This is a genomic window from Massilia sp. UYP32 (assembly GCF_050434365.1).
Taxonomy (GTDB): Bacteria; Pseudomonadota; Gammaproteobacteria; order Burkholderiales; family Burkholderiaceae_D; genus Telluria; species Telluria timonae.
The window spans coordinates 19,949-37,421 of sequence record NZ_JBNDIK010000026.1 but is presented as its reverse complement, the minus strand read 5'-3'; the positions used below and the strand labels follow the sequence as shown (position 1 = coordinate 37,421).

Genomic DNA, 17,473 nt, shown 5'->3' with positions numbered 1-17,473 from the left:
AAAACGGCAGAGAGCCGCAGTCTAACCGTTTTGCGGCGCCGACGCACCACGCGCGGCGCCCGGGTGCGCTGTCCAGGCCGTTGATGGTTGTTACCAAATGTTTCCGGCCGCCAGTATCAGACAATGAATGTTCCGATACTGGCGGCCGGCCGGCGCACATGATTGCCGCTCAGGCCGGGTGCACGGGGTGGACCGGCGTGGCCGGATGCGCCACGTGGTCCTGGTCGGCCCTCGCGATCTGCTCGTCGGTCAACGGGCCGGTGCCGCTGTAGCGGTCCAGGTACAGGTAGATCACCGGGGTGATGTACAGGGTGATGACTTGCGAGAAGATCAGGCCGCCGCACACCGCCAGGCCCAGCGGCTGGCGCAGCTCGGCGCCGGCGCCGATGCCCAGCGCGATCGGCAGCGCACCCATCAGCGCCGCCAGGGTCGTCATCAGGATCGGGCGGAAGCGCAGGATGCAGGCCTCGCGGATCGCCTCTTGCGGGCTCATGCCCAGGTTGCGCTGGGCGTCGAGCGCGAAGTCGATCATCATGATCGCGTTCTTCTTGACGATGCCGATCAGCATCAGGATGCCGATCATGGCGATCAGGGTCAGGTCCTTGTCGAAGAACCATAGGGTGATCAGCGCCCCGACGGCCGCCGACGGCAGGCCGGCCAGGATGGTCAGCGGGTGGATATAGCTTTCGTACAGCACGCCCAGCAGCACGTAGATGACGCCGACCGCGGCGATGATCAGGATCAGCTGGCTCGATTGCGTATCCTGGAACACGGCGGCGTCGCCGCCATAGGTCGCGATGACCGAGGCCGGCAGCTTCATTTCGCGCCCCAGCTCCTCGATGTGGGCGGTGGCGTCGCCCAGCGACACGCCCGGGGCCAGGTTGAACGACAGGGTGATCGCCTGCAGCTGGCCCTGGTGGTTGACCTGCAGCGGGCCGACCGTGCGGCGCACCGAGGCGATGCTCGACAGCTTGACCAGCTCGCCGCTCTTGCTGCGCACCGAGACCCGCGACAGCGCTTCGTCGTAGTAGCGGTCGCTCGCGGCCGCTTCCAGGATCACGTAGTAGCTCGCCGCCGTCGAATAAATGGTCGAGACCTGGCGTTCGCCGAACGAGGCGTACATCACAGTGCGGATGTCGTCCATTTCCACGCCCAGCAGCGCCGCCTTGTCGCGGTCGATGTCCACCGTCGCCTGCAGCGCCTTGTTCTGGGAATCGCTGTTGACGTCGCGGAAGCGCTCGTCCTTGCGCATGCCTTCCAGGAATTTCTCGGCCCAGCCGCCGATCTCGCCGCCGGACACGCTCTGCAGCGTGTACTGGTAGCGCGCCTTGCTCTGGCGCCCGCCCAGCTGCAGGTTTTGCTGCGGCGACATGAACACCTGCACGCCCGGCACGGCGCGGGTGGCCTTGCGCAGGTCGTCGATCACCAGGTCCATCGGCGGACGTTCGCCGCGGTCCTTCAGCACCAGGAACATGCGGCCGGTATTGCCGCCGCCGCTGAACGAGGTCGTGTCCTTCACATAGGGATTGGCGCGGATGATGTCGACCACCTTGCCCTGCAGCTCGGCCAGCGCCATCGACGACGTGTCTTCCGACGCTTCGACCATCACGCGGATCTGGCCGATGTCTTCTTCGGGGAAGAAGCCCTTCGGCATGGTGGAATACAGCACGCCGGTCAGCACGAAGGTGCCCAGCGCCAGCATCAGCACCACGAAACGGTGGCGCAGCGCCAGGTCCAGCGTGCGTCCATAGCCGTTGCGCACGCGCGTGAAGCCGGCTTCGAAGCGGCGGCCGATCCACGACATGTCTTTCGGGTCGACGTGGCCGCCATCCTTGAGCAGGCGCGAGCACAGCATCGGCACCAGGGTCAGCGAGATCAGGGCCGAGACCAGCACCGCCAGGCCGACGATCACGGCGAATTCGCGGAACAGCAGGCCGATCACGCCCGGCATGAAGAAGATCGGGATGAACACCGCCACCAGCGAGATCGAGATCGAGATGATGGTGAAGCCCACCTCGCGCGCGCCGATGAGGGCGGCCGCCATCGGCTTCTTGCCCATCTCCATATGGCGCACGATATTCTCGAGCACCACGATCGCGTCATCGACCACCAGGCCGACCGCCAGCGTGATGCCGAGCAGCGAGATATTGTCCAGGCTGTAGCCGAGCCAGTACAGCAGCGACAGCGCGCCCAGCAGCGAGATCGGCACCGTCACCGCCGGGATGAAGGTGGCGGCGGCGCGGTGCAGGAACAGGAAGATCACCAGGATCACCAGCAGCACGGTGCCGCCGAGGGTCAGGTTGACGTCGTGGATCGCTTCGCGGATCGACAGCGAGCGGTCGTTCACCAGCTCGATCTTGATCGAGGCCGGCAGCTGTCCTTCGAAGCGCGGGATCAGCGCGCGCACCGCGTCGACCACCTGCACGGTGTTCGCGTTCGGCTGGCGCTGCACCATCAGCGAGATCGAGCGCTCGCCGTTCAGGCTGCCCATGGCCTTGACCGACTGGTAGCTGTCCTGCACGTCGGCGATGTCCTTCAGGCGCACCGGCAGGCCGTCGCGGGTGGCGATGATCAGGTTGGCGAAGTCGGCTGCCCGCATCAGCTGGCCGCCGCCCTGGATGGTCAGCGCCTGGGTCGGGCCGTCGAGGATGCCCAGCGGCGTGTTCGAGTTGGCCGCGCGCAGCGCCGCCGCCAGCTCGTCCATCGAGATATTGCGGGCGTTCATCAGGTCGGAACGGGCGCGCACGCGCACGGCGAAGCGCTTGCCGCCGTTGATCGACACTTGCGAGACGCCCTGCACGGTCGAGATCGCCGGCGAGATCAGGTTTTCGGCGTAGTCGTTCAGCTCCGACAAGTCCATCGACGGCGAGGTCAGGTGCATGAACAGGATCGGGGCGTCGGCCGGGTTGACCTTGCGGTAGGACGGCATCTCGGTCATCTCGAGCGGCAGGCGGCGCTGGGCCACCAGCAGGGCCGCCTGGACGTCCACCGCCGCCTTGTCGACGTCGATCTCGTTGTCGAACTCCAGCACGATATTGGTGTCGCCCTGGGTGCTGGTCGAGGTGATCAGCTTGATGCCGGCGATGGTCGAGAACTGCTTCTCGAGCGGCAGCGCCACCGAGGACGCCATCGTCTCGGGGCTGGCCCCGGCCAGGTTGGCGTAGACGTTGATGACCGGCGTGTTATAGCTGGGCAGCGCGGCGACCGGGATCTGCATGTACGACAGGATGCCGACCAGCACCAGGCTGAGCGACAGCAGCACCACCATCACCGGACGGCGGATACACAGTTCGGACAGATTCATGCCTGCTCGCCCTGTTTGGCCGGCGCCGGCGCGGCCGGCTTGGCGCCCTGCCCGGCCAGGCGCACCTTGCCGCCCGGACGCAGGTTCTGCTTGCCTTCGGTGATGACCCGTTCGTCGCCCTCGAGGCCGGTGACGGCCGCCTGGTCGCCGAAGGCGTACACGCGCTGCACCGGCACCTGGCGCGCCGAGTTGCCCTCGCCCAGCACATAGACGAAGGTGCCGTTGGTCGCCGTGATGATGGCGGTCTGCGGGATCACCACCGCATTCTTCAGCGTTTGCACCACCACGTTGGCGGTCACGTACTGGCCCGGCCACAGGGAGGTGTCGCGGTTGGCGAACTCGCCCTTCACGCGGATGGTGCCGGCCTGCGGATCGACCGCGTTGTCGATGAAGCTCAGGCGGCCGACCACCGGCGCGTCTTCTTCCTTGCCGCTGCCCGGGTTGACCCGTACCTCGACGTTGCCCTGCTTCTGGGCCGCCAGCAGCGCGCCCAGCGTCGATTCCGGCAGGGTGAACGACACGTTGATCGGGTCGAGCTGGGTGATGGTGGTGAGCGAGGTGCTCATCTGCACCAGGGTGCCCGGGTGGACGTCGATGGCGCCGACCCGGCCCGTCATCGGCGCCCGGATCGTGGTGTAGCTGGCGCTCACGCGCGTGGCGCGGGCCGCCGCCTGGTTCGACTGCACCAGCGCGCGCTGGGCTTCGACCTGGCTGAGCAGGGAGTCGAGGGCGCTCTGGGCCAGGAAGTTCTGCGCCACCAGTTCCTGGCTGCGCTTGTACTGGCGCTCGAGGTCGGCCAGGGTGGCCGAGTCGCGCGCCACCTGCGCTTCGGCGCGGGCGACGTTGGCCATGTCGGCGCGGTCATCGAGCGAGAACATCAGCTGGCCTTCCTTGACGAACTGGCCTTCGCGGATATGTACTTCGCGGATCGTGGTGACGGTCTGCGGATGCAGGTTGACCGTTTTCATTGGGGTCACGGTGCCGTTGGCGAACAGTTCGACGCCGACGTCGCGCCGCTCGGGCGCGACCACGTTGACGGTCACCGGCGGCTGGCCGCCCGGCCCCTGGCCCGCTCCCGCCTCGGCCTTGGCATCGTTGCCCTGGTTCAGATACCAGCCGCCAGCCACGACCAGCGCCGCAATTCCGGCGATGACGCCGACATTCTTCTTTTTCATTCTCGTCCCTTGCCGCCCGTTGTCGGCGGCTCCATCATTGATCGTGGTGGCCGTGCAGCTCGCCCTGGATGAGGGCGCCGCATTGTCCCACAGTGTTGTTACGACTTCGTGTACTGCCTTATTTATTCACCAATTTGTTCGGGTAGTAGGCCGGCAGCATCAAGGTCACTTCCAGCCCGCCTTCCGGGTGGTTGGTCAGGGTGATGCTGCCGCCGTGCTGCTCGGTGATGTTGCGCGCGATCGTCAATCCCAGGCCGGTGCCGCCCGATTCGCGCGAACGCGAGGTCTCGACCCGGTAGAACGGGTCGAACACCCGTCCCAGTTCGCTCCTCGGGATGCCCGGGCCGCTGTCGCGGATGCGCACCCGCGCCGTGCCGTTGATGCGGTCGACGCAGACGCGCGCATCGCGGCCGTACTTGACCGCGTTGTCGATCAGGTTGCCCAGGCAGCGGCGCAGGTCGAGCGGCCGGCCCAGCACCGCCATCGTGGCCTTGCCCTCCAGCGTGACATCCTGGCCGGCGTCGCTGGCGTCGGCGCACACCGCTTCCAGCAGCGAATCGAGATCCAGCATCTGCATCGCCTCGGTGGTGTCCATGCTGCGCGCCAGCACCAGGCCTTCGCGCACCATTTCCTGCATGGCCGACAGGTCGCCGATCAGGCGCTCCTGCAGCTCGCCGTCCGCCACCTTTTCGAGCCGCAGGCGCATGCGCGTGAGCGGCGTCTGCAGGTCGTGGGTGATCGCGGCCAGCATCTGCGTGCGCTGGAAGATGTACTGGCGGATGCGCGCCTGCATCGCGTTGAAGGCGGCGCTGGCCTGGCGGATCTCGCTGGCGCCGGTGAGGTCGAGCGGCGGACGGTTGATGTCCTGGCCCAGGTCTTGCGCGGCCTGGGCCAGCTGCTTGAACGGCCGGGTGGTCATGCGCGCCACCAGGTAGGCCAGCACGGCGATGCTGACCATGAACAGGGCGACCAGCGCGCGCAGGTCGAGGTCGCTTGGCGTGGACGGGCGTGGCGGCAGCACCGACAGGTGCAGCTCGGCGCCGTCGCGCAGGTGCACGTTGAGCGATTCGCAGGCGCCGCTGTAGCGCATGCTGAGCAGCCCGTACATCATGGGCAGGGGCGGCGCACCGTCGCAGGCGGCCGGACGCGCGGAGACCGATTCGACCCGGTAGCCCTTGCCCAGACGCGCGGCCAGCGACTTCGCGAACGGGGTGGCCGGCGCTGCCGCCGGAATCGTATCGCTGACCTGGAGCTCGAGTCCGGGGCGGTTGGCCACGTCGAGATAGATCGAGCGCGCCTCGGCGGGCACGATCTCGGTGGCCATGACGAGCTGCTCGGCGCGTTCCAGCAGGTGCTGCTCGCGCTGGCGTTCCCAGTCGCGCAGGCGCTGGTAGTCGGCCGCCAGCTGGGTCAGCGCGGCCGAGATCCACACGCCCAGCAGCAGCGTGAGGAACACCCGGCCCGTCATCGACCCGAAGAAATCCTTCACGCCGCCGGCTCCACCGTCACCTGGCCGGCCAGCACGTAGCCGCCGTTGCGGACCGTCTTGATGATCTGGGGCATGCGCGCATCCTCGCCCAGCTTCTGGCGCAGGCGGCTGATCTGGATGTCGATCGAGCGGTCGAACGGGTCGGCGTCGCGGCCCTGCGTGAGGTTGAGCAGCTGGTCGCGGTTCAGCACCCTGTTCGGATGCTCGAGGAACACGCGCAGCAGGCGGAACTCGGCGCCCGACAGCATGATCACGATGCCGTCCGGGTTGAGCAGGTGGCGCGCGGTGAGGTCGAGCGTCCAGCCCGAGAAACGCATCTGCTGCACGTTCTCGGACGGCGTGTTGGACGGCATGGCGTGCGAGCGGCGCAGCACGCTGCGGATGCGCGCCAGCAGTTCGCGCGGCTCGAAGGGCTTGGGCAGGTAGTCGTCGGCGCCCATCTCGAGGCCGAGGATGCGGTCCAGCGGCTCGTTGCGGGCGGTCAGCATGATGACCGGCAGGGTCGAGGTGGCGCGCAGCTTGCGGCACAGCGTCAGGCCGTCGTCGCCGGGCATGTTCAGGTCGAGCACGATGAGGTCGGGGCGGGTTTCTTCGAGCGCCTTCCACATCGCGTTGCCGTCGGCGGCGGCCAGCGTCCGGTAGCCGTTCGACTCGAGGTAGTCGGCCAGCAGGGTCCGGATGTCGCGGTCATCGTCGACGATCAGAATCGTAGAGGGAGTATCCATAACCTCAATTATCCGAGTTTATGACAAGCCCGGAGGAGCATTTTGTATCGCTGTGTATAAGCGAATAGGCCCGAAACATATTGATACAATGTGCGAGACAGGGGAAACCCCACGGTTACAGTTTGTGCGCAAGATGGGAACCGTGCAGCGAGCGTTTCGGATGCACGTCAACCAGACTCTCACAAAGGAATAACCAATGAACACCCTCCGCAAGAATCTCGTGATCGCCCTCACCGCTGCCGGCCTGTTCGGCGCCACTGTCGGCGCCCAGGCCCAGACCGCCGCCCCTGCCGAAGGCCGTCCGGCCTTGACCGCCGAGCAACGCCTGGCCAAGAAGGCCGAGTGGCAGGCCAAGGCCGGCGAGCGCCGCGCGAAGATGGAACAGAAGCGCGCCGAACGCCAGGCCAAGCTGCGCGATGCGCTCAAGCTCAATGCGCAGCAGCAGCCGGCCTGGGACGCCTTCGTCGCCAGCCAGGCGCCGCAGAAGAAGGGTGAACGCGCCGGACGTGGCGACCGCGCCGCCTGGGCCAGCCTGAGCGCCCCGCAACGCATGGAAAAGCAGATCGCGATGCAGAAGGAACGCACCGCGCGCATGGAAGCGCGTCTTGGCGCCCTGAACAGCTTCTATGCCCAGCTGACGCCGGAACAGCGCAAGACCTTCGATGAGCAGGCCAAGCACCGCAAGGGCCCGCGCCATCACGGTCACCACGGCCACCGCGCGAACGCGTAAGCATGACGGCTCCCAAGGTTGGCGGCGACGCCGCCAACCTTACCGCTGCAGCCGCTGCAGCGAGGCCAGGAACTTCTCCGCATTCTGGAAGCCGATCACCCGGCTGTCCGCGATTTCCTTCCCCTGTCCATCGAACAGGATGATGCCCGGCGGTCCGAACAGGCCGAAGCGCTTGAGCATGGCCTTGTCGTCGGCATCGTTGGCCGTCACGTCCACCTGCAGCAGCACCGTGTCGGCCAGCTTTTGCTGCACGGCCGGGTCGACGAAGGTGAACTTTTCCATCTCCTTGCACGACACGCACCAGTCTGCATAAAAATCGAGCATCACGGTCTTGCCGGCGTTGGCGGCCAGCGCGGCGTCGAGCTGGTCCACGGTCTTGATGCGGGTGAACGCCAGGCCGTGGTTCTGCGGCGCGCCGCCGAGGTGCGCCAGCGGCGCCCAGGCGTCGCGCCCGCCGCTGGCGAGGCCGACCAGCTGGGTCGCCCCCAGCACCGCGAACGCCGCGCCGAAGGCCAGCGCCGCCCAGTGACGGGTATGGCGCAACAGATAGAAGCCATACCCCAGCAGCAGCGCCGCCCACAGCAGCATCTGGGCCAGGCCCGGGAGCACCGGCGACACCAGCCAGATCGCCATCGCCAGCATCAGCACGCCGAACAGGCGCTTCACCGATTCCATCCACGGCCCGACGCGCGGCAGCAGCGAGCCGGCCGACAGTCCCACCAGCAGCAGCGGGATGCTCATCCCCACCGCCATCGAGAACAGCGCCGCGCCGCCGATGAAGACGTCGCGCGTCTGGCTGATGTAGACCAGGGCGCCGGCCAGCGGCGCCGCCACGCAGGGGCCCACGATCAGGGCCGAAATGGCGCCCATGACGAACACCCCGAGCAGCTTGCCGCCCTGCTGGCTGTTGGATGCCTGCGTCAAACGGGTCTGCAAGGTGTTAGGGAGTTGTAACTGATAGAAACCGAACATCGACAGCGACATGGCCACGATCAGCAGCGCGAAGGCGCCCAGCACCCAGGGATTCTGCAGCGCGGCGGCCAGGCCTTCGCCAGCCAGCCCGGCGGCGATGCCGAGCAGGGTGTAGACGATCGCCATGCCCAGCGCATACGCCAGCGACAGCACGAAGCCGCGCGAACGGCTCACGTGCCTGCCCTCGCCCACGATGATCGAGGACAGGATCGGCACCATCGGCAGCACGCACGGGGTGAACGCCAGGCCCAGGCCGAGCAGGATGAAGGCCGGCACGATGGCCAGCAGGCTGCCGCCGCCGAGGATGCCGGCGATGGTCGAGAGGTCCGATTGCGGCGCGGCGGGCGCCGCTGTCGGCGTAGCGGCGAGCGGCGCGGACGCCGGCGTCGACATGCCGCCCTGGGCCGCGCCACCGCCGATCGGCAGGCCGGACGCGGGCTGCGCGCCGCCGGCGCCGAGATTCACGCTGTGCTCCTGCGGCGGATAGCACAGGCCGGCGTCGGCGCAGCCCTGGCTGGTGGCCGTCAGGGTGAACGGGCCGGTGCCCTCGACCGGAATCCGGATCGTCAGGGTGCCGGTATGGGTCTCGAGATCCTTCTCGAAGGTCGGGTCGTACTTCACCTTGCCCTGCGGGACCTGCGGCTCGCCCAGCGTGACGCCGGCGCCGCTGGCCTTGAAGGCGAAGCGCTCGCGGTACATGTAGTAGGCGGGCGCGATGACGTAGGTGATCTCGGCGGTCTGCGGGTCGGCCATGCGCGCATCAAAACGGAAGGCGACGGCGGGATCGAGGAAGTCCTGCCCGGCGCGGGCGGGCAGCGCGGTGAACAGGGAAAGGACGGCGAACAGCGTCAGGCAGGCCTGCAGCAGGCGGCGGGCGGAAAATCGAACCATGGTATCTCGTGGAAAGTTACTGCACCGGGCATGGTACACCGCTTGCCCGCTTCGCGCCGGAACTCATCCTTGGCACGGGCGAAAAAAAACCAGGCGCGAGGCCTGGTCTTTTCAAGTCGACAGTCGATTACTCGGCGGTCGGTGCTTCTTCAGCCGAAGTGACTTCTGGACGGTCCAGCAGTTCGACGTAAGCCATTGGTGCATTGTCGCCAACGCGGAAGCCCATCTTCAGGATACGCAGGTAGCCGCCGTTGCGGTTTGCGTAGCGAGGACCCAGTTCAGCGAACAGTTTCTGGACCATTTCGCGGTCGCGCAGGCGAGCGAAGGCCAGGCGCTTGTTTGCCAGGGTGTCGGTCTTGCCCAGGGTCAGGATCGGTTCGATGACGCGACGCAGTTCCTTGGCTTTCGGGACGGTGGTCTTGATGGCTTCGTGACGCAGCAGCGAAACGGTCATGTTGCGCAGCATTGCCAGACGGTGGGACGAGGTACGGTTCAGTTTACGAAGGCCGTGACGGTGACGCATGGTATTTCCTTTCGGTGTTTTCTAAATCCAGTTCTTCGATCGTTCAGGCTTGCGCATGACCGCGGACCGGTTCAAGGTTGAATCCGCCCGAACACTGTGCCCGGGTGGGGGTACTGCAAAACTTCTGGATTACTTCTCGAGGCCGGCTGGTGGCCAGTTCTCGAGTTTCATGCCCAGGGTCAGGCCACGCGAAGCAAGGACTTCCTTGATTTCGTTGAGCGACTTGCGGCCCAGGTTCGGCGTCTTGAGCAGTTCGTTTTCCGAACGCTGGATCAGGTCGCCGATGTAGTAGATGTTTTCCGCTTTCAGGCAGTTGGCAGAACGGACGGTCAGTTCCAGGTCGTCGACCGGGCGCAGCAGGATCGGATCGACCAGCGGCGCGCGCGATGGCGCTTCGGCGGCGGCTTCGGTGCCTTCCAGGGCGGCGAACACGTTCAGCTGGTCGACCAGCACGCGCGCCGACTGGCGGATCGCTTCTTCCGGGGTGATGACGCCGTTGGTCTCGATGTTGATGATCAGCTTGTCCAGGTCGGTACGCTGTTCGACACGGGCCGATTCCACGGCGTACGACACGCGGCGCACTGGCGAGAACGAGGCGTCCAGGATGATGCGGCCGATGGTCTTGTTGGTGTCTTCCGACAGGCGACGGACGTTGCCCGGCACGTAGCCGCGGCCCTTTTCGACCTTGATCTGCATGTCCAGCTTGCCGCCTGCGGTCAGGTGGGCGATGACGTGGTCAGGGTTGATCAGTTCGACGTCGTGCGGCAGGTCGATGTCCGAAGCCAGGACGGCGCCTTCGCCTTCCTTCTTCAGGGTCAGGGTGACGGAATCGCGGTTGTGGACCTTGAAGACCACGCCCTTCAGGTTCAGCAGCAGGTCGACGACGTCTTCCTGCACGCCATCCAGCGACGAGTATTCATGCACGACACCAGCGATCGTCACTTCGGTCGGCGCATAGCCCACCATCGACGACAGCAGGACGCGACGCAGTGCGTTGCCGAGGGTGTGGCCATAGCCACGCTCGAACGGCTCCATCACGACTTTCGCGTGGCCGGCGCCCAGTGCTTCGACGTCGATGATACGTGGCTTCAACAAACTATTTTGCATGAATGAGTCCTTTTCAATACCCTCGGCTCGTTACACCGATAAGGCTGATGGCTTTAAAGAGAACGCCTGCGCAAAGGCAGGCGGGTAAAACAATTCTGTGCGACGCGATGATAGGAACTGGAAAGATGTGCATCCGATTCGCTGTGGGTGCCGACCCGAGGTCGCTGCGCCCGCACCACCACCACGTCGTTCCCGCGTAGGCGGGAACCCAAGTTCTGCGACTTCGGAAGCAAAACTGGGATCCCCGCCTGCGCGGGGACGACTGCCCAAGAGCCGGCTTGCAGCCGTCCCTGTCGCAGTCGTTAACGCGAGTACAGTTCGACGATCAGCGCTTCGTTGACGTCGGCAGCGATTTCGTTACGCTCTGGGAACGAACGGAAGGTGCCTTCCAGCTTCTTCGCGTCGACCGAGACCCAGCTCGGGAAACCGACTTGTTCGGCCAGCGACAGCGCTTCAGCGATACGCACTTGCTTCTTGGCTTTTTCACGAACAGCGATGACGTCGCCGGTCTTGACCTGGTACGAAGCGATGTTCACGACGTTGCCGTTCACGGTGAAGGCCTTGTGGCTCACCAGCTGGCGTGCTTCGGCGCGGGTCGAGCCGAAGCCCATGCGGTAAGCGACGTTGTCCAGGCGCGATTCCAGCAGCTTCAGCAGGGTTTCGCCGGTGTTGCCCTTGCGACGGTTCGCTTCAGCGAAGTAGCGGCGGAACTGACGTTCCAGCACACCGTAGATACGCTTGACCTTCTGCTTTTCGCGCAGCTGGTTGCCGTAGTCCGAGGTGCGGGCACCCGACTTGACGCCGTGCTGGCCTGGCTTGACGTCCAGTTTGCACTTCGAATCGAGCGAGCGACGTGCGCTCTTCAGGAACAGGTCGGTGCCTTCACGGCGCGACAGTTTTGCTTTTGGTCCGATATAACGTGCCACGTTAGATTTCCTTTAATATTTGATCACGCCCCAGCGATGCACATGCACCCAGGCGCTAGTCCAGCTCTGCAGTTGATAGCAACTCAGGCCGGACGTGGCTTACAACAGCGCCCGCCATCAAGATGGCAGGCGACAAGAGCCGGGCAGTATAACCCATTTCTGGGCAACTGCACCGGCGATCTTTTAAACACAACGGGGCGCGCGCCCCGTGCGTCGTGTTCAAGACACGGATCGGGCGGCGAACCACCCTTCCCGAGGTCTTAGATACGGCGACGCTTCGGCGGACGGCAGCCGTTGTGTGGAACTGGGGTGACGTCCTGGATCTCGGTGATCTTGATGCCGAGGTTGTTCAGAGCGCGCACAGCCGATTCACGGCCTGGGCCTGGGCCCTTGATGCGCACTTCCAGGTTCTTCACGCCCGATTCCTGAGCGACCTTGCCTGCAGCTTCGGCAGCGACCTGAGCCGCGAACGGGGTCGATTTGCGCGAACCCTTGAAGCCGGCGCCGCCGGAGGTTGCCCACGACAGAGCATTGCCCTGACGGTCGGTGATGGTGATGATCGTGTTGTTGAACGAGGCGTGCACGTGGGCGATGCCCTCGGCAACGTTCTTCTTCACTTTCTTGCGCACGCGTGCTGCTGCTGCGCTGCTTTGTTGCTTGGCCATGGTCGGTTCCTAGATTATTTCTTGAGCGATTGAGCTGCCTTGCGCGGACCTTTACGGGTACGAGCATTGGTGCGGGTACGCTGACCGCGGACCGGCAGGCCCTTACGGTGACGCATGCCGCGGTAGCAACCCAGGTCCATCAGACGCTTGATGTTCATGGACAGTTCGCGGCGCAGGTCGCCTTCCACGACAAACTTGCCGACTTCGTCGCGCAGTTTCTCGAGTTCGTTATCGTCCAGGTCCTTGACCTTCTTGTTGGTCGCGATACCGGTTGCGTCGCAGATCTTCTGCGAACGCGGACGGCCAATACCGTAGATAGCCGTCAGGCCGATAACGGTGTGCTGATGATTTGGGATGTTAACCCCTGCAATACGTGCCATTCGTTATTCCTCGATTAACCTTGACGCTGCTTGTGACGCGGCTCGACGCAGATCACACGGACCACGCCTTTGCGCTTGATGATCTTGCAGTTGCGGCAGATCCGCTTGACTGAAGCGTTAACTTTCATTTTGCACTCTCTTCGGTTCGTTTACTTGATGATGTTTTTACTTGGTGCGGAACACGATGCGGGCCCGGGACAGGTCGTACGGGGTCAACTCCACCGTCACCTTGTCACCCGGGAGGATGCGGATATAGTTCATCCGCATTTTACCCGAGATATGCCCCAGGACCACATGTCCGTTTTCCAGCTTCACGCGGAACGTCGCGTTTGGGAGATTTTCCAGAATCTCCCCCTGCATTTGGATGACGTCGTCTTTTGCCATTCGCTCTATGCACTCCCCCGCTTATCGCGTAGGAACTCCACCCTTGAAGTTAGCCTTACGCAGCAGGGAATCATATTGCTGCGACATGACGTAATTCTGCACTTGTGCCATGAAGTCCATCGTCACCACCACGATGATCAGGAGCGACGTGCCACCGAAGTAGAAGGGAACCTTCCACTGGGCGGTCATGAACTCCGGCACCAGGCACACCAGGGTGATATAGACTGCACCGGCCAGGGTCAGGCGCATCAGGATCTTGTCGATGTAGCGTGCGGTCTGCTCACCCGGACGGATGCCCGGAACAAACGCGCCGCTCTTCTTCAAGTTGTCCGCCGTCTCCTTGCTGTTGAATACCAGCGCGGTGTAGAAGAAGCAGAAGAACACGATCGCCACCGCATACAGCAACGCGTGGATTGGCTCGCCTGGCGCCATCGACGCCGCCAGATCCTTCAGGAACCCGATCACGGGGCCGCTGGAATCCTTGCCGCGCGTGAACCAGTCGACAATCGTCGCCGGGAACAGAATGATCGACGAAGCGAAGATCGGCGGGATCACGCCTGCCATGTTCAGCTTCAAGGGCAGATGGCTGGTTTGGCCACCGTAGATCTTGTTGCCGACTTGACGCTTGGCGTAATTGACCAGGATCTTGCGCTGTCCGCGTTCCACGAACACCACCGCATACGTCACCGCAGCCACCAGGACCACGATCAGGATGGCCGAGAAGCTGCCGATCGAGCCGTTCGAGACCAGGGTGAACAAGCCGCCCAGGGCCGAAGGCAGACCTGCTGCGATACCGGCAAAGATGATGATCGAAATGCCGTTGCCAAGACCACGCTCGGTGATCTGCTCGCCCAGCCACATGAGGAACATGGTGCCGGTCAGGAGGGTAACGACGGTCACGAAGCGGAAGCCGAGACCAGGGTCGATGACCAGGCCAGGCTGCGCCTCGAGCGCGACTGCGATGCCGAACGCCTGGAACAACGCCAGTGCCACCGTGAAGTAACGGGTGTACTGGGTGATCTTGCGGCGGCCGGCCTCGCCCTCTTTCTTCAACGCCTCGAGTTGCGGCGAGACGATCGATGCAAGCTGCATGATGATCGAAGCCGAAATGTAAGGCATGATGCCGAGCGCGAACACGGTAAAGCGGGACAAGGCGCCACCCGAGAACATGTTGAACATGCCCAGGATGCCGCCCTCGTTCTGCTTGAACAGCGCAGCGAGCTGCACCGGGTCAATCCCGGGAACCGGGATATGAGCACCGATGCGGTACACGACCAATGCGCCAAGCAAAAACCACAGCCGGCCCCAGGGGAATCCGGAAGCGGCGCTTTTACCAAGTTGTGAATTAGTCGCCAATTTTTGCTCCGATCAGGCAGCGGCCGCTTTACGCGACCGAGCCGCCAGCTGCTTCGATCGCTGCTTTCGCGCCAGCGGTCGCTTTCAGGCCCTTGAGGTTCACCGCTTTGGTGATCTCGCCGGACAGGATGACGCGCACGTCGCGTGCCACGACCGGCAGGATGCCTGCCTGCTTGAGCACCAGGATGTCGACGTCGCCGACAGCCAGGTTGTTCAGGTCGGACAGACGAACTTCAGCCTTGAAGGTCGCGTTCAGCGATTTGAAGCCGCGCTTCGGCAGACGGCGCTGCAGAGGCATCTGACCGCCTTCGAAGCCGACTTTGTGGAAGCCGCCCGAACGCGATTTCTGACCCTTGTGACCACGGCCGGCGGTCTTGCCCAGGCCGGAGCCGATGCCGCGACCGACGCGACGCTTGGCGTGTTTAGCGCCTTCGGCTGGTTGAATGGTATTGAGTTCCATTGATTTCTCCGTTCGCAAACCCGAGGGCTTACGAAACAACTTTCACGAGGTACGCGACTTTGTTGATCATGCCACGCACGGCTGGGGTGTCTTGCAGCTCGGAGACCGAGTTGACGCGACGCAGGCCCAGGCCACGCACGGTGGCGCGGTGGTCTTGACGGGTACCGATCAGGCCCTTGACGAGCTGAACTTTAACGGTGTTTGCCATGTGAGTTCTCCTTAACCGACGATGTCTTCGACCGACTTGCCGCGCTTGGCAGCGATGTCAGCCGCGGTGCTCATCTTCGACAGGCCGTCGAGGGTTGCGCGCACCAGGTTGTAAGGATTCGACGAACCGGTCGACTTGGCGACCACGTCGGTCACGCCCATCACTTCGAAGATAGCGCGCATTGCGCCACCAGCGATCACGCCGGTACCAGGCTTGGCTGGCATCATCATGACGCGCGAGGCGCCGTGACGACCGGACACGGTGTGGTGCAGGGTACCGTTCTTGAGTGGCACCTTGATCAGGTTGCGGCGGGCTTCTTCCATCGCTTTTTGCACGCCGACAGGAACTTCCTTCGACTTGCCCTTGCCCATGCCGATGCGGCCATCGCCGTCACCGACAACGGTCAGCGCTGCAAAACCCATGATACGACCACCCTTGACCACTTTGGTCACGCGGTTGATCGCGATCATTTTTTCGCGCATGCCATCATCCGGCTTGTCGCTTGCCATTTTCGCTTGCATTTTTGCCATGACGATTCTTCCTTAGAACTTCAGACCGGCTTCGCGCGCGGCTTCCGCCAGCGCCTTCACACGGCCGTGGTAACGGAAACCCGAGCGATCGAACGCAACTTCGGTGATTCCTGCTTTCAGTGCTTTTTCTGCGACGCGCTTGCCAACCAGAGCGGCTGCAGCAGCGTTGCCGCCGGCGCCGGTCTTGCCAGCCAGTTCGGCGCGCACTTCCGCTTCCAGGGTCGAAGCCGACACCAGTACTTTTGCGTCCGGGCTGATCAGGTTCGCGTAGATGTGCAGGTTGGTGCGGTGAACCGACAGGCGGTTCACGCCCAGCTGGGCGATCTTGATGCGGGTCTGACGGCCACGACGCAGACGGGATTGTTTCTTGTCCATGTCTGCTCCGATTATTTCTTCTTGGTTTCTTTAAGCTTGACCACTTCGTCCGAATAACGGACGCCCTTGCCCTTGTAAGGCTCAGGAGCGCGGTAAGCGCGAACTTCGGCGGCAACCTGGCCAACCTTCTGGCGATCGATACCCTTGATCACGATTTCGGTCGGGGTCGGGGTCACTGCGGTGACGCCTTCAGGCATCGCGTGCAGGACCGGGTGCGAGAAGCCCAGCGACAGGTTCAGGGCGTTGCCCTGCACTGCTGCCTTGTAGCCCACGCCGACCAGGTTCAGCTTCTTCTCGAAGCCCTTGGTGACGCCGGTGACCATGTTGTTGACCAGGGCGCGCAGGGTGCCCGACATGGCGTTCGATTCACGCGACTCGTCGATCACGTCGAAGGTCAGCGTGCCATTGTTGTTTTCCACTTTGACCAGGCCGTTCAGGGCTTGGGTCAGGGTGCCCAGCGGGCCCTTGACGGTGATCGACGACGCGTTGATCGCGACTTCGGCACCGGCAGGGACGGCGATTGGCATCTTAGCTACTCGAGACATCGTCTACTCCTTAAGCCACGTAGCAAATCACTTCGCCACCGACGCCGGTAGCACGTGCTTTGCGGTCAGTCATGACGCCTTGCGGGGTCGAGACGATAGCCACGCCCAGGCCGTTCATGACGGTTGGGATCTCGTCTTTGCCCTTGTAGATACGCAGGCCAGGACGGGAAACGCGCTCGAGGCGCTCGATGACCGGACGGCCGGTGTAATACTTCAAACCGATTTTCAGTTCCGCTTTGCCGCCTTCGGACGACACTGCGAAATCTTCAATGTAACCCTCGTCCTTCAGGACGTTGGCAATGGCAACCTTGACTTTCGACGACGGCATTGCGACCGAGGTTTTCTGAACAACTTGTGCGTTGCGAATGCGGGTCAGCATATCGGCGATAGGATCGCTCATACTCATTGCTTATTCTCCTATTACCAGCTAGCTTTGGTCATACCCGGAATTTCGCCCTTCATGGCGAATTCGCGGAGTTTGGTACGGGCCAGACCGAATTTACGGAAAGTGCCACGTGGACGGCCGGTCATGGCGCAGCGGTTACGCTGGCGGGTCGGGGCCGAGTTGCGCGGCAGAGCCTGCAGCTTCAGGCGCGCTTCGTAACGTTCTTCTTCCGACTTCGACTGGTCGTCGATGATTGCTTTCAGAGCGGCACGCTTCGCGGCGAATTTCTCCACCAGGTCTGCACGCTTCTGTTCGCGGTTAATCAGTGCAAGTTTTGCCATGC

General features: G+C 63.8%; 21 protein-coding genes. 1 reads left to right on the top strand and 20 read right to left on the bottom strand.

Features of this window, described 5'->3' with window-relative positions; translation table 11 throughout:
• Positions 1 to 169: 169 nt before the first annotated feature.
• The 4 genes from ABIB42_RS19955 to ABIB42_RS19940 form a co-directional block, all read right to left on the bottom strand.
• A complete protein-coding gene (locus ABIB42_RS19955) occupies positions 170 to 3,304 on the bottom strand; it encodes an efflux RND transporter permease subunit (RefSeq protein ID WP_005663391.1) in 3,135 nt (1,044 codons plus the stop codon).
• Positions 3,301 to 4,479 carry an efflux RND transporter periplasmic adaptor subunit gene (locus ABIB42_RS19950; RefSeq protein ID WP_005663392.1) on the bottom strand — a complete coding sequence of 393 codons (1,179 nt, stop codon included), beginning with the start codon at positions 4,477 to 4,479 and terminating at the stop codon, positions 3,301 to 3,303. Before ABIB42_RS19950 ends, ABIB42_RS19955 begins: the two co-directional genes overlap by 4 nt.
• A gap of 118 nt (positions 4,480 to 4,597) precedes the next feature.
• The gene (locus ABIB42_RS19945) at positions 4,598 to 5,968 is read right to left on the bottom strand and encodes an ATP-binding protein (protein ID WP_005663394.1); all 1,371 of its coding nucleotides are present in this window, start codon (positions 5,966 to 5,968) and stop codon (positions 4,598 to 4,600) included.
• The gene (locus tag ABIB42_RS19940) at positions 5,965 to 6,693 is read right to left on the bottom strand and encodes a response regulator (RefSeq protein ID WP_005663395.1); all 729 of its coding nucleotides are present in this window, start codon (positions 6,691 to 6,693) and stop codon (positions 5,965 to 5,967) included. The genes ABIB42_RS19945 and ABIB42_RS19940 overlap by 4 nt, the downstream gene beginning before the upstream one ends.
• Before the next feature lie 196 nt (positions 6,694 to 6,889).
• On the opposite strand from ABIB42_RS19940, the gene ABIB42_RS19935 reads away from it, so the two are divergent.
• A complete protein-coding gene (locus ABIB42_RS19935) occupies positions 6,890 to 7,423 on the top strand; it encodes a Spy/CpxP family protein refolding chaperone (protein WP_184237941.1) in 534 nt (177 codons plus the stop codon).
• Positions 7,424 to 7,462: 39 nt separating this feature from the next.
• Here the strand turns inward: ABIB42_RS19935 and dsbD are convergent, their stop codons facing one another.
• The 16 genes from dsbD to rpsN form a co-directional block, all read right to left on the bottom strand.
• Complete coding sequence (dsbD, locus tag ABIB42_RS19930; RefSeq protein WP_005663398.1) at positions 7,463 to 9,286, bottom strand: protein-disulfide reductase DsbD; 1,824 nt, start codon at positions 9,284 to 9,286, stop codon at positions 7,463 to 7,465.
• 127 nt (positions 9,287 to 9,413) lie between these two features.
• Complete coding sequence (gene rplQ, locus ABIB42_RS19925) at positions 9,414 to 9,809, bottom strand: 50S ribosomal protein L17 (RefSeq protein WP_005663400.1); 396 nt, start codon at positions 9,807 to 9,809, stop codon at positions 9,414 to 9,416.
• Between the two features lie 129 nt (positions 9,810 to 9,938).
• Positions 9,939 to 10,916 (bottom strand): DNA-directed RNA polymerase subunit alpha, encoded by a 978-nt coding sequence (locus ABIB42_RS19920; RefSeq protein WP_005663401.1) that lies wholly within the window; start codon positions 10,914 to 10,916, stop codon positions 9,939 to 9,941.
• A gap of 302 nt (positions 10,917 to 11,218) precedes the next feature.
• A complete protein-coding gene (gene rpsD / locus ABIB42_RS19915; protein ID WP_005663403.1) occupies positions 11,219 to 11,842 on the bottom strand; it encodes a 30S ribosomal protein S4 in 624 nt (207 codons plus the stop codon).
• A 260-nt stretch (positions 11,843 to 12,102) separates the two neighbouring features.
• Positions 12,103 to 12,507 (bottom strand): 30S ribosomal protein S11, encoded by a 405-nt coding sequence (gene rpsK / locus ABIB42_RS19910; RefSeq protein WP_005663404.1) that lies wholly within the window; start codon positions 12,505 to 12,507, stop codon positions 12,103 to 12,105.
• Between the two features lie 14 nt (positions 12,508 to 12,521).
• Entirely contained in the window at positions 12,522 to 12,887 is a 366-nt protein-coding gene (gene rpsM, locus ABIB42_RS19905) for a 30S ribosomal protein S13 (RefSeq protein WP_005663405.1), read from the bottom strand.
• Between the two features lie 14 nt (positions 12,888 to 12,901).
• Positions 12,902 to 13,015, bottom strand: a complete 114-nt coding sequence (gene rpmJ, locus ABIB42_RS19900) for a 50S ribosomal protein L36 (protein ID WP_005663407.1) — start codon at positions 13,013 to 13,015, stop codon at positions 12,902 to 12,904.
• Between the two features lie 37 nt (positions 13,016 to 13,052).
• Positions 13,053 to 13,271, bottom strand: coding sequence for a translation initiation factor IF-1 (gene infA / locus ABIB42_RS19895; protein ID WP_005663428.1), 219 nt, complete (start codon positions 13,269 to 13,271; stop codon positions 13,053 to 13,055).
• A 21-nt stretch (positions 13,272 to 13,292) separates the two neighbouring features.
• Positions 13,293 to 14,627 (bottom strand): preprotein translocase subunit SecY, encoded by a 1,335-nt coding sequence (secY, locus tag ABIB42_RS19890; protein ID WP_005663430.1) that lies wholly within the window; start codon positions 14,625 to 14,627, stop codon positions 13,293 to 13,295.
• Positions 14,628 to 14,655: 28 nt separating this feature from the next.
• Positions 14,656 to 15,087 (bottom strand): 50S ribosomal protein L15, encoded by a 432-nt coding sequence (gene rplO / locus ABIB42_RS19885; RefSeq protein ID WP_005663434.1) that lies wholly within the window; start codon positions 15,085 to 15,087, stop codon positions 14,656 to 14,658.
• Positions 15,088 to 15,115: 28 nt separating this feature from the next.
• Entirely contained in the window at positions 15,116 to 15,295 is a 180-nt protein-coding gene (gene rpmD / locus ABIB42_RS19880; protein ID WP_005663436.1) for a 50S ribosomal protein L30, read from the bottom strand.
• 11 nt (positions 15,296 to 15,306) lie between these two features.
• A complete protein-coding gene (rpsE, locus tag ABIB42_RS19875) occupies positions 15,307 to 15,825 on the bottom strand; it encodes a 30S ribosomal protein S5 (protein ID WP_005663437.1) in 519 nt (172 codons plus the stop codon).
• Between the two features lie 12 nt (positions 15,826 to 15,837).
• Complete coding sequence (gene rplR, locus ABIB42_RS19870) at positions 15,838 to 16,200, bottom strand: 50S ribosomal protein L18 (protein ID WP_005663438.1); 363 nt, start codon at positions 16,198 to 16,200, stop codon at positions 15,838 to 15,840.
• 11 nt (positions 16,201 to 16,211) lie between these two features.
• Positions 16,212 to 16,745 (bottom strand): 50S ribosomal protein L6, encoded by a 534-nt coding sequence (rplF, locus tag ABIB42_RS19865; RefSeq protein ID WP_005663440.1) that lies wholly within the window; start codon positions 16,743 to 16,745, stop codon positions 16,212 to 16,214.
• Positions 16,746 to 16,755: 10 nt separating this feature from the next.
• Complete coding sequence (gene rpsH, locus ABIB42_RS19860; RefSeq protein WP_005663442.1) at positions 16,756 to 17,151, bottom strand: 30S ribosomal protein S8; 396 nt, start codon at positions 17,149 to 17,151, stop codon at positions 16,756 to 16,758.
• Between the two features lie 14 nt (positions 17,152 to 17,165).
• Positions 17,166 to 17,471: a 30S ribosomal protein S14 gene (gene rpsN, locus ABIB42_RS19855; RefSeq protein WP_005663444.1), complete on the bottom strand. Its 306-nt coding sequence runs from the start codon at positions 17,469 to 17,471 to the stop codon at positions 17,166 to 17,168.
• Between the last annotated feature and the right edge of the window lie 2 nt (positions 17,472 to 17,473).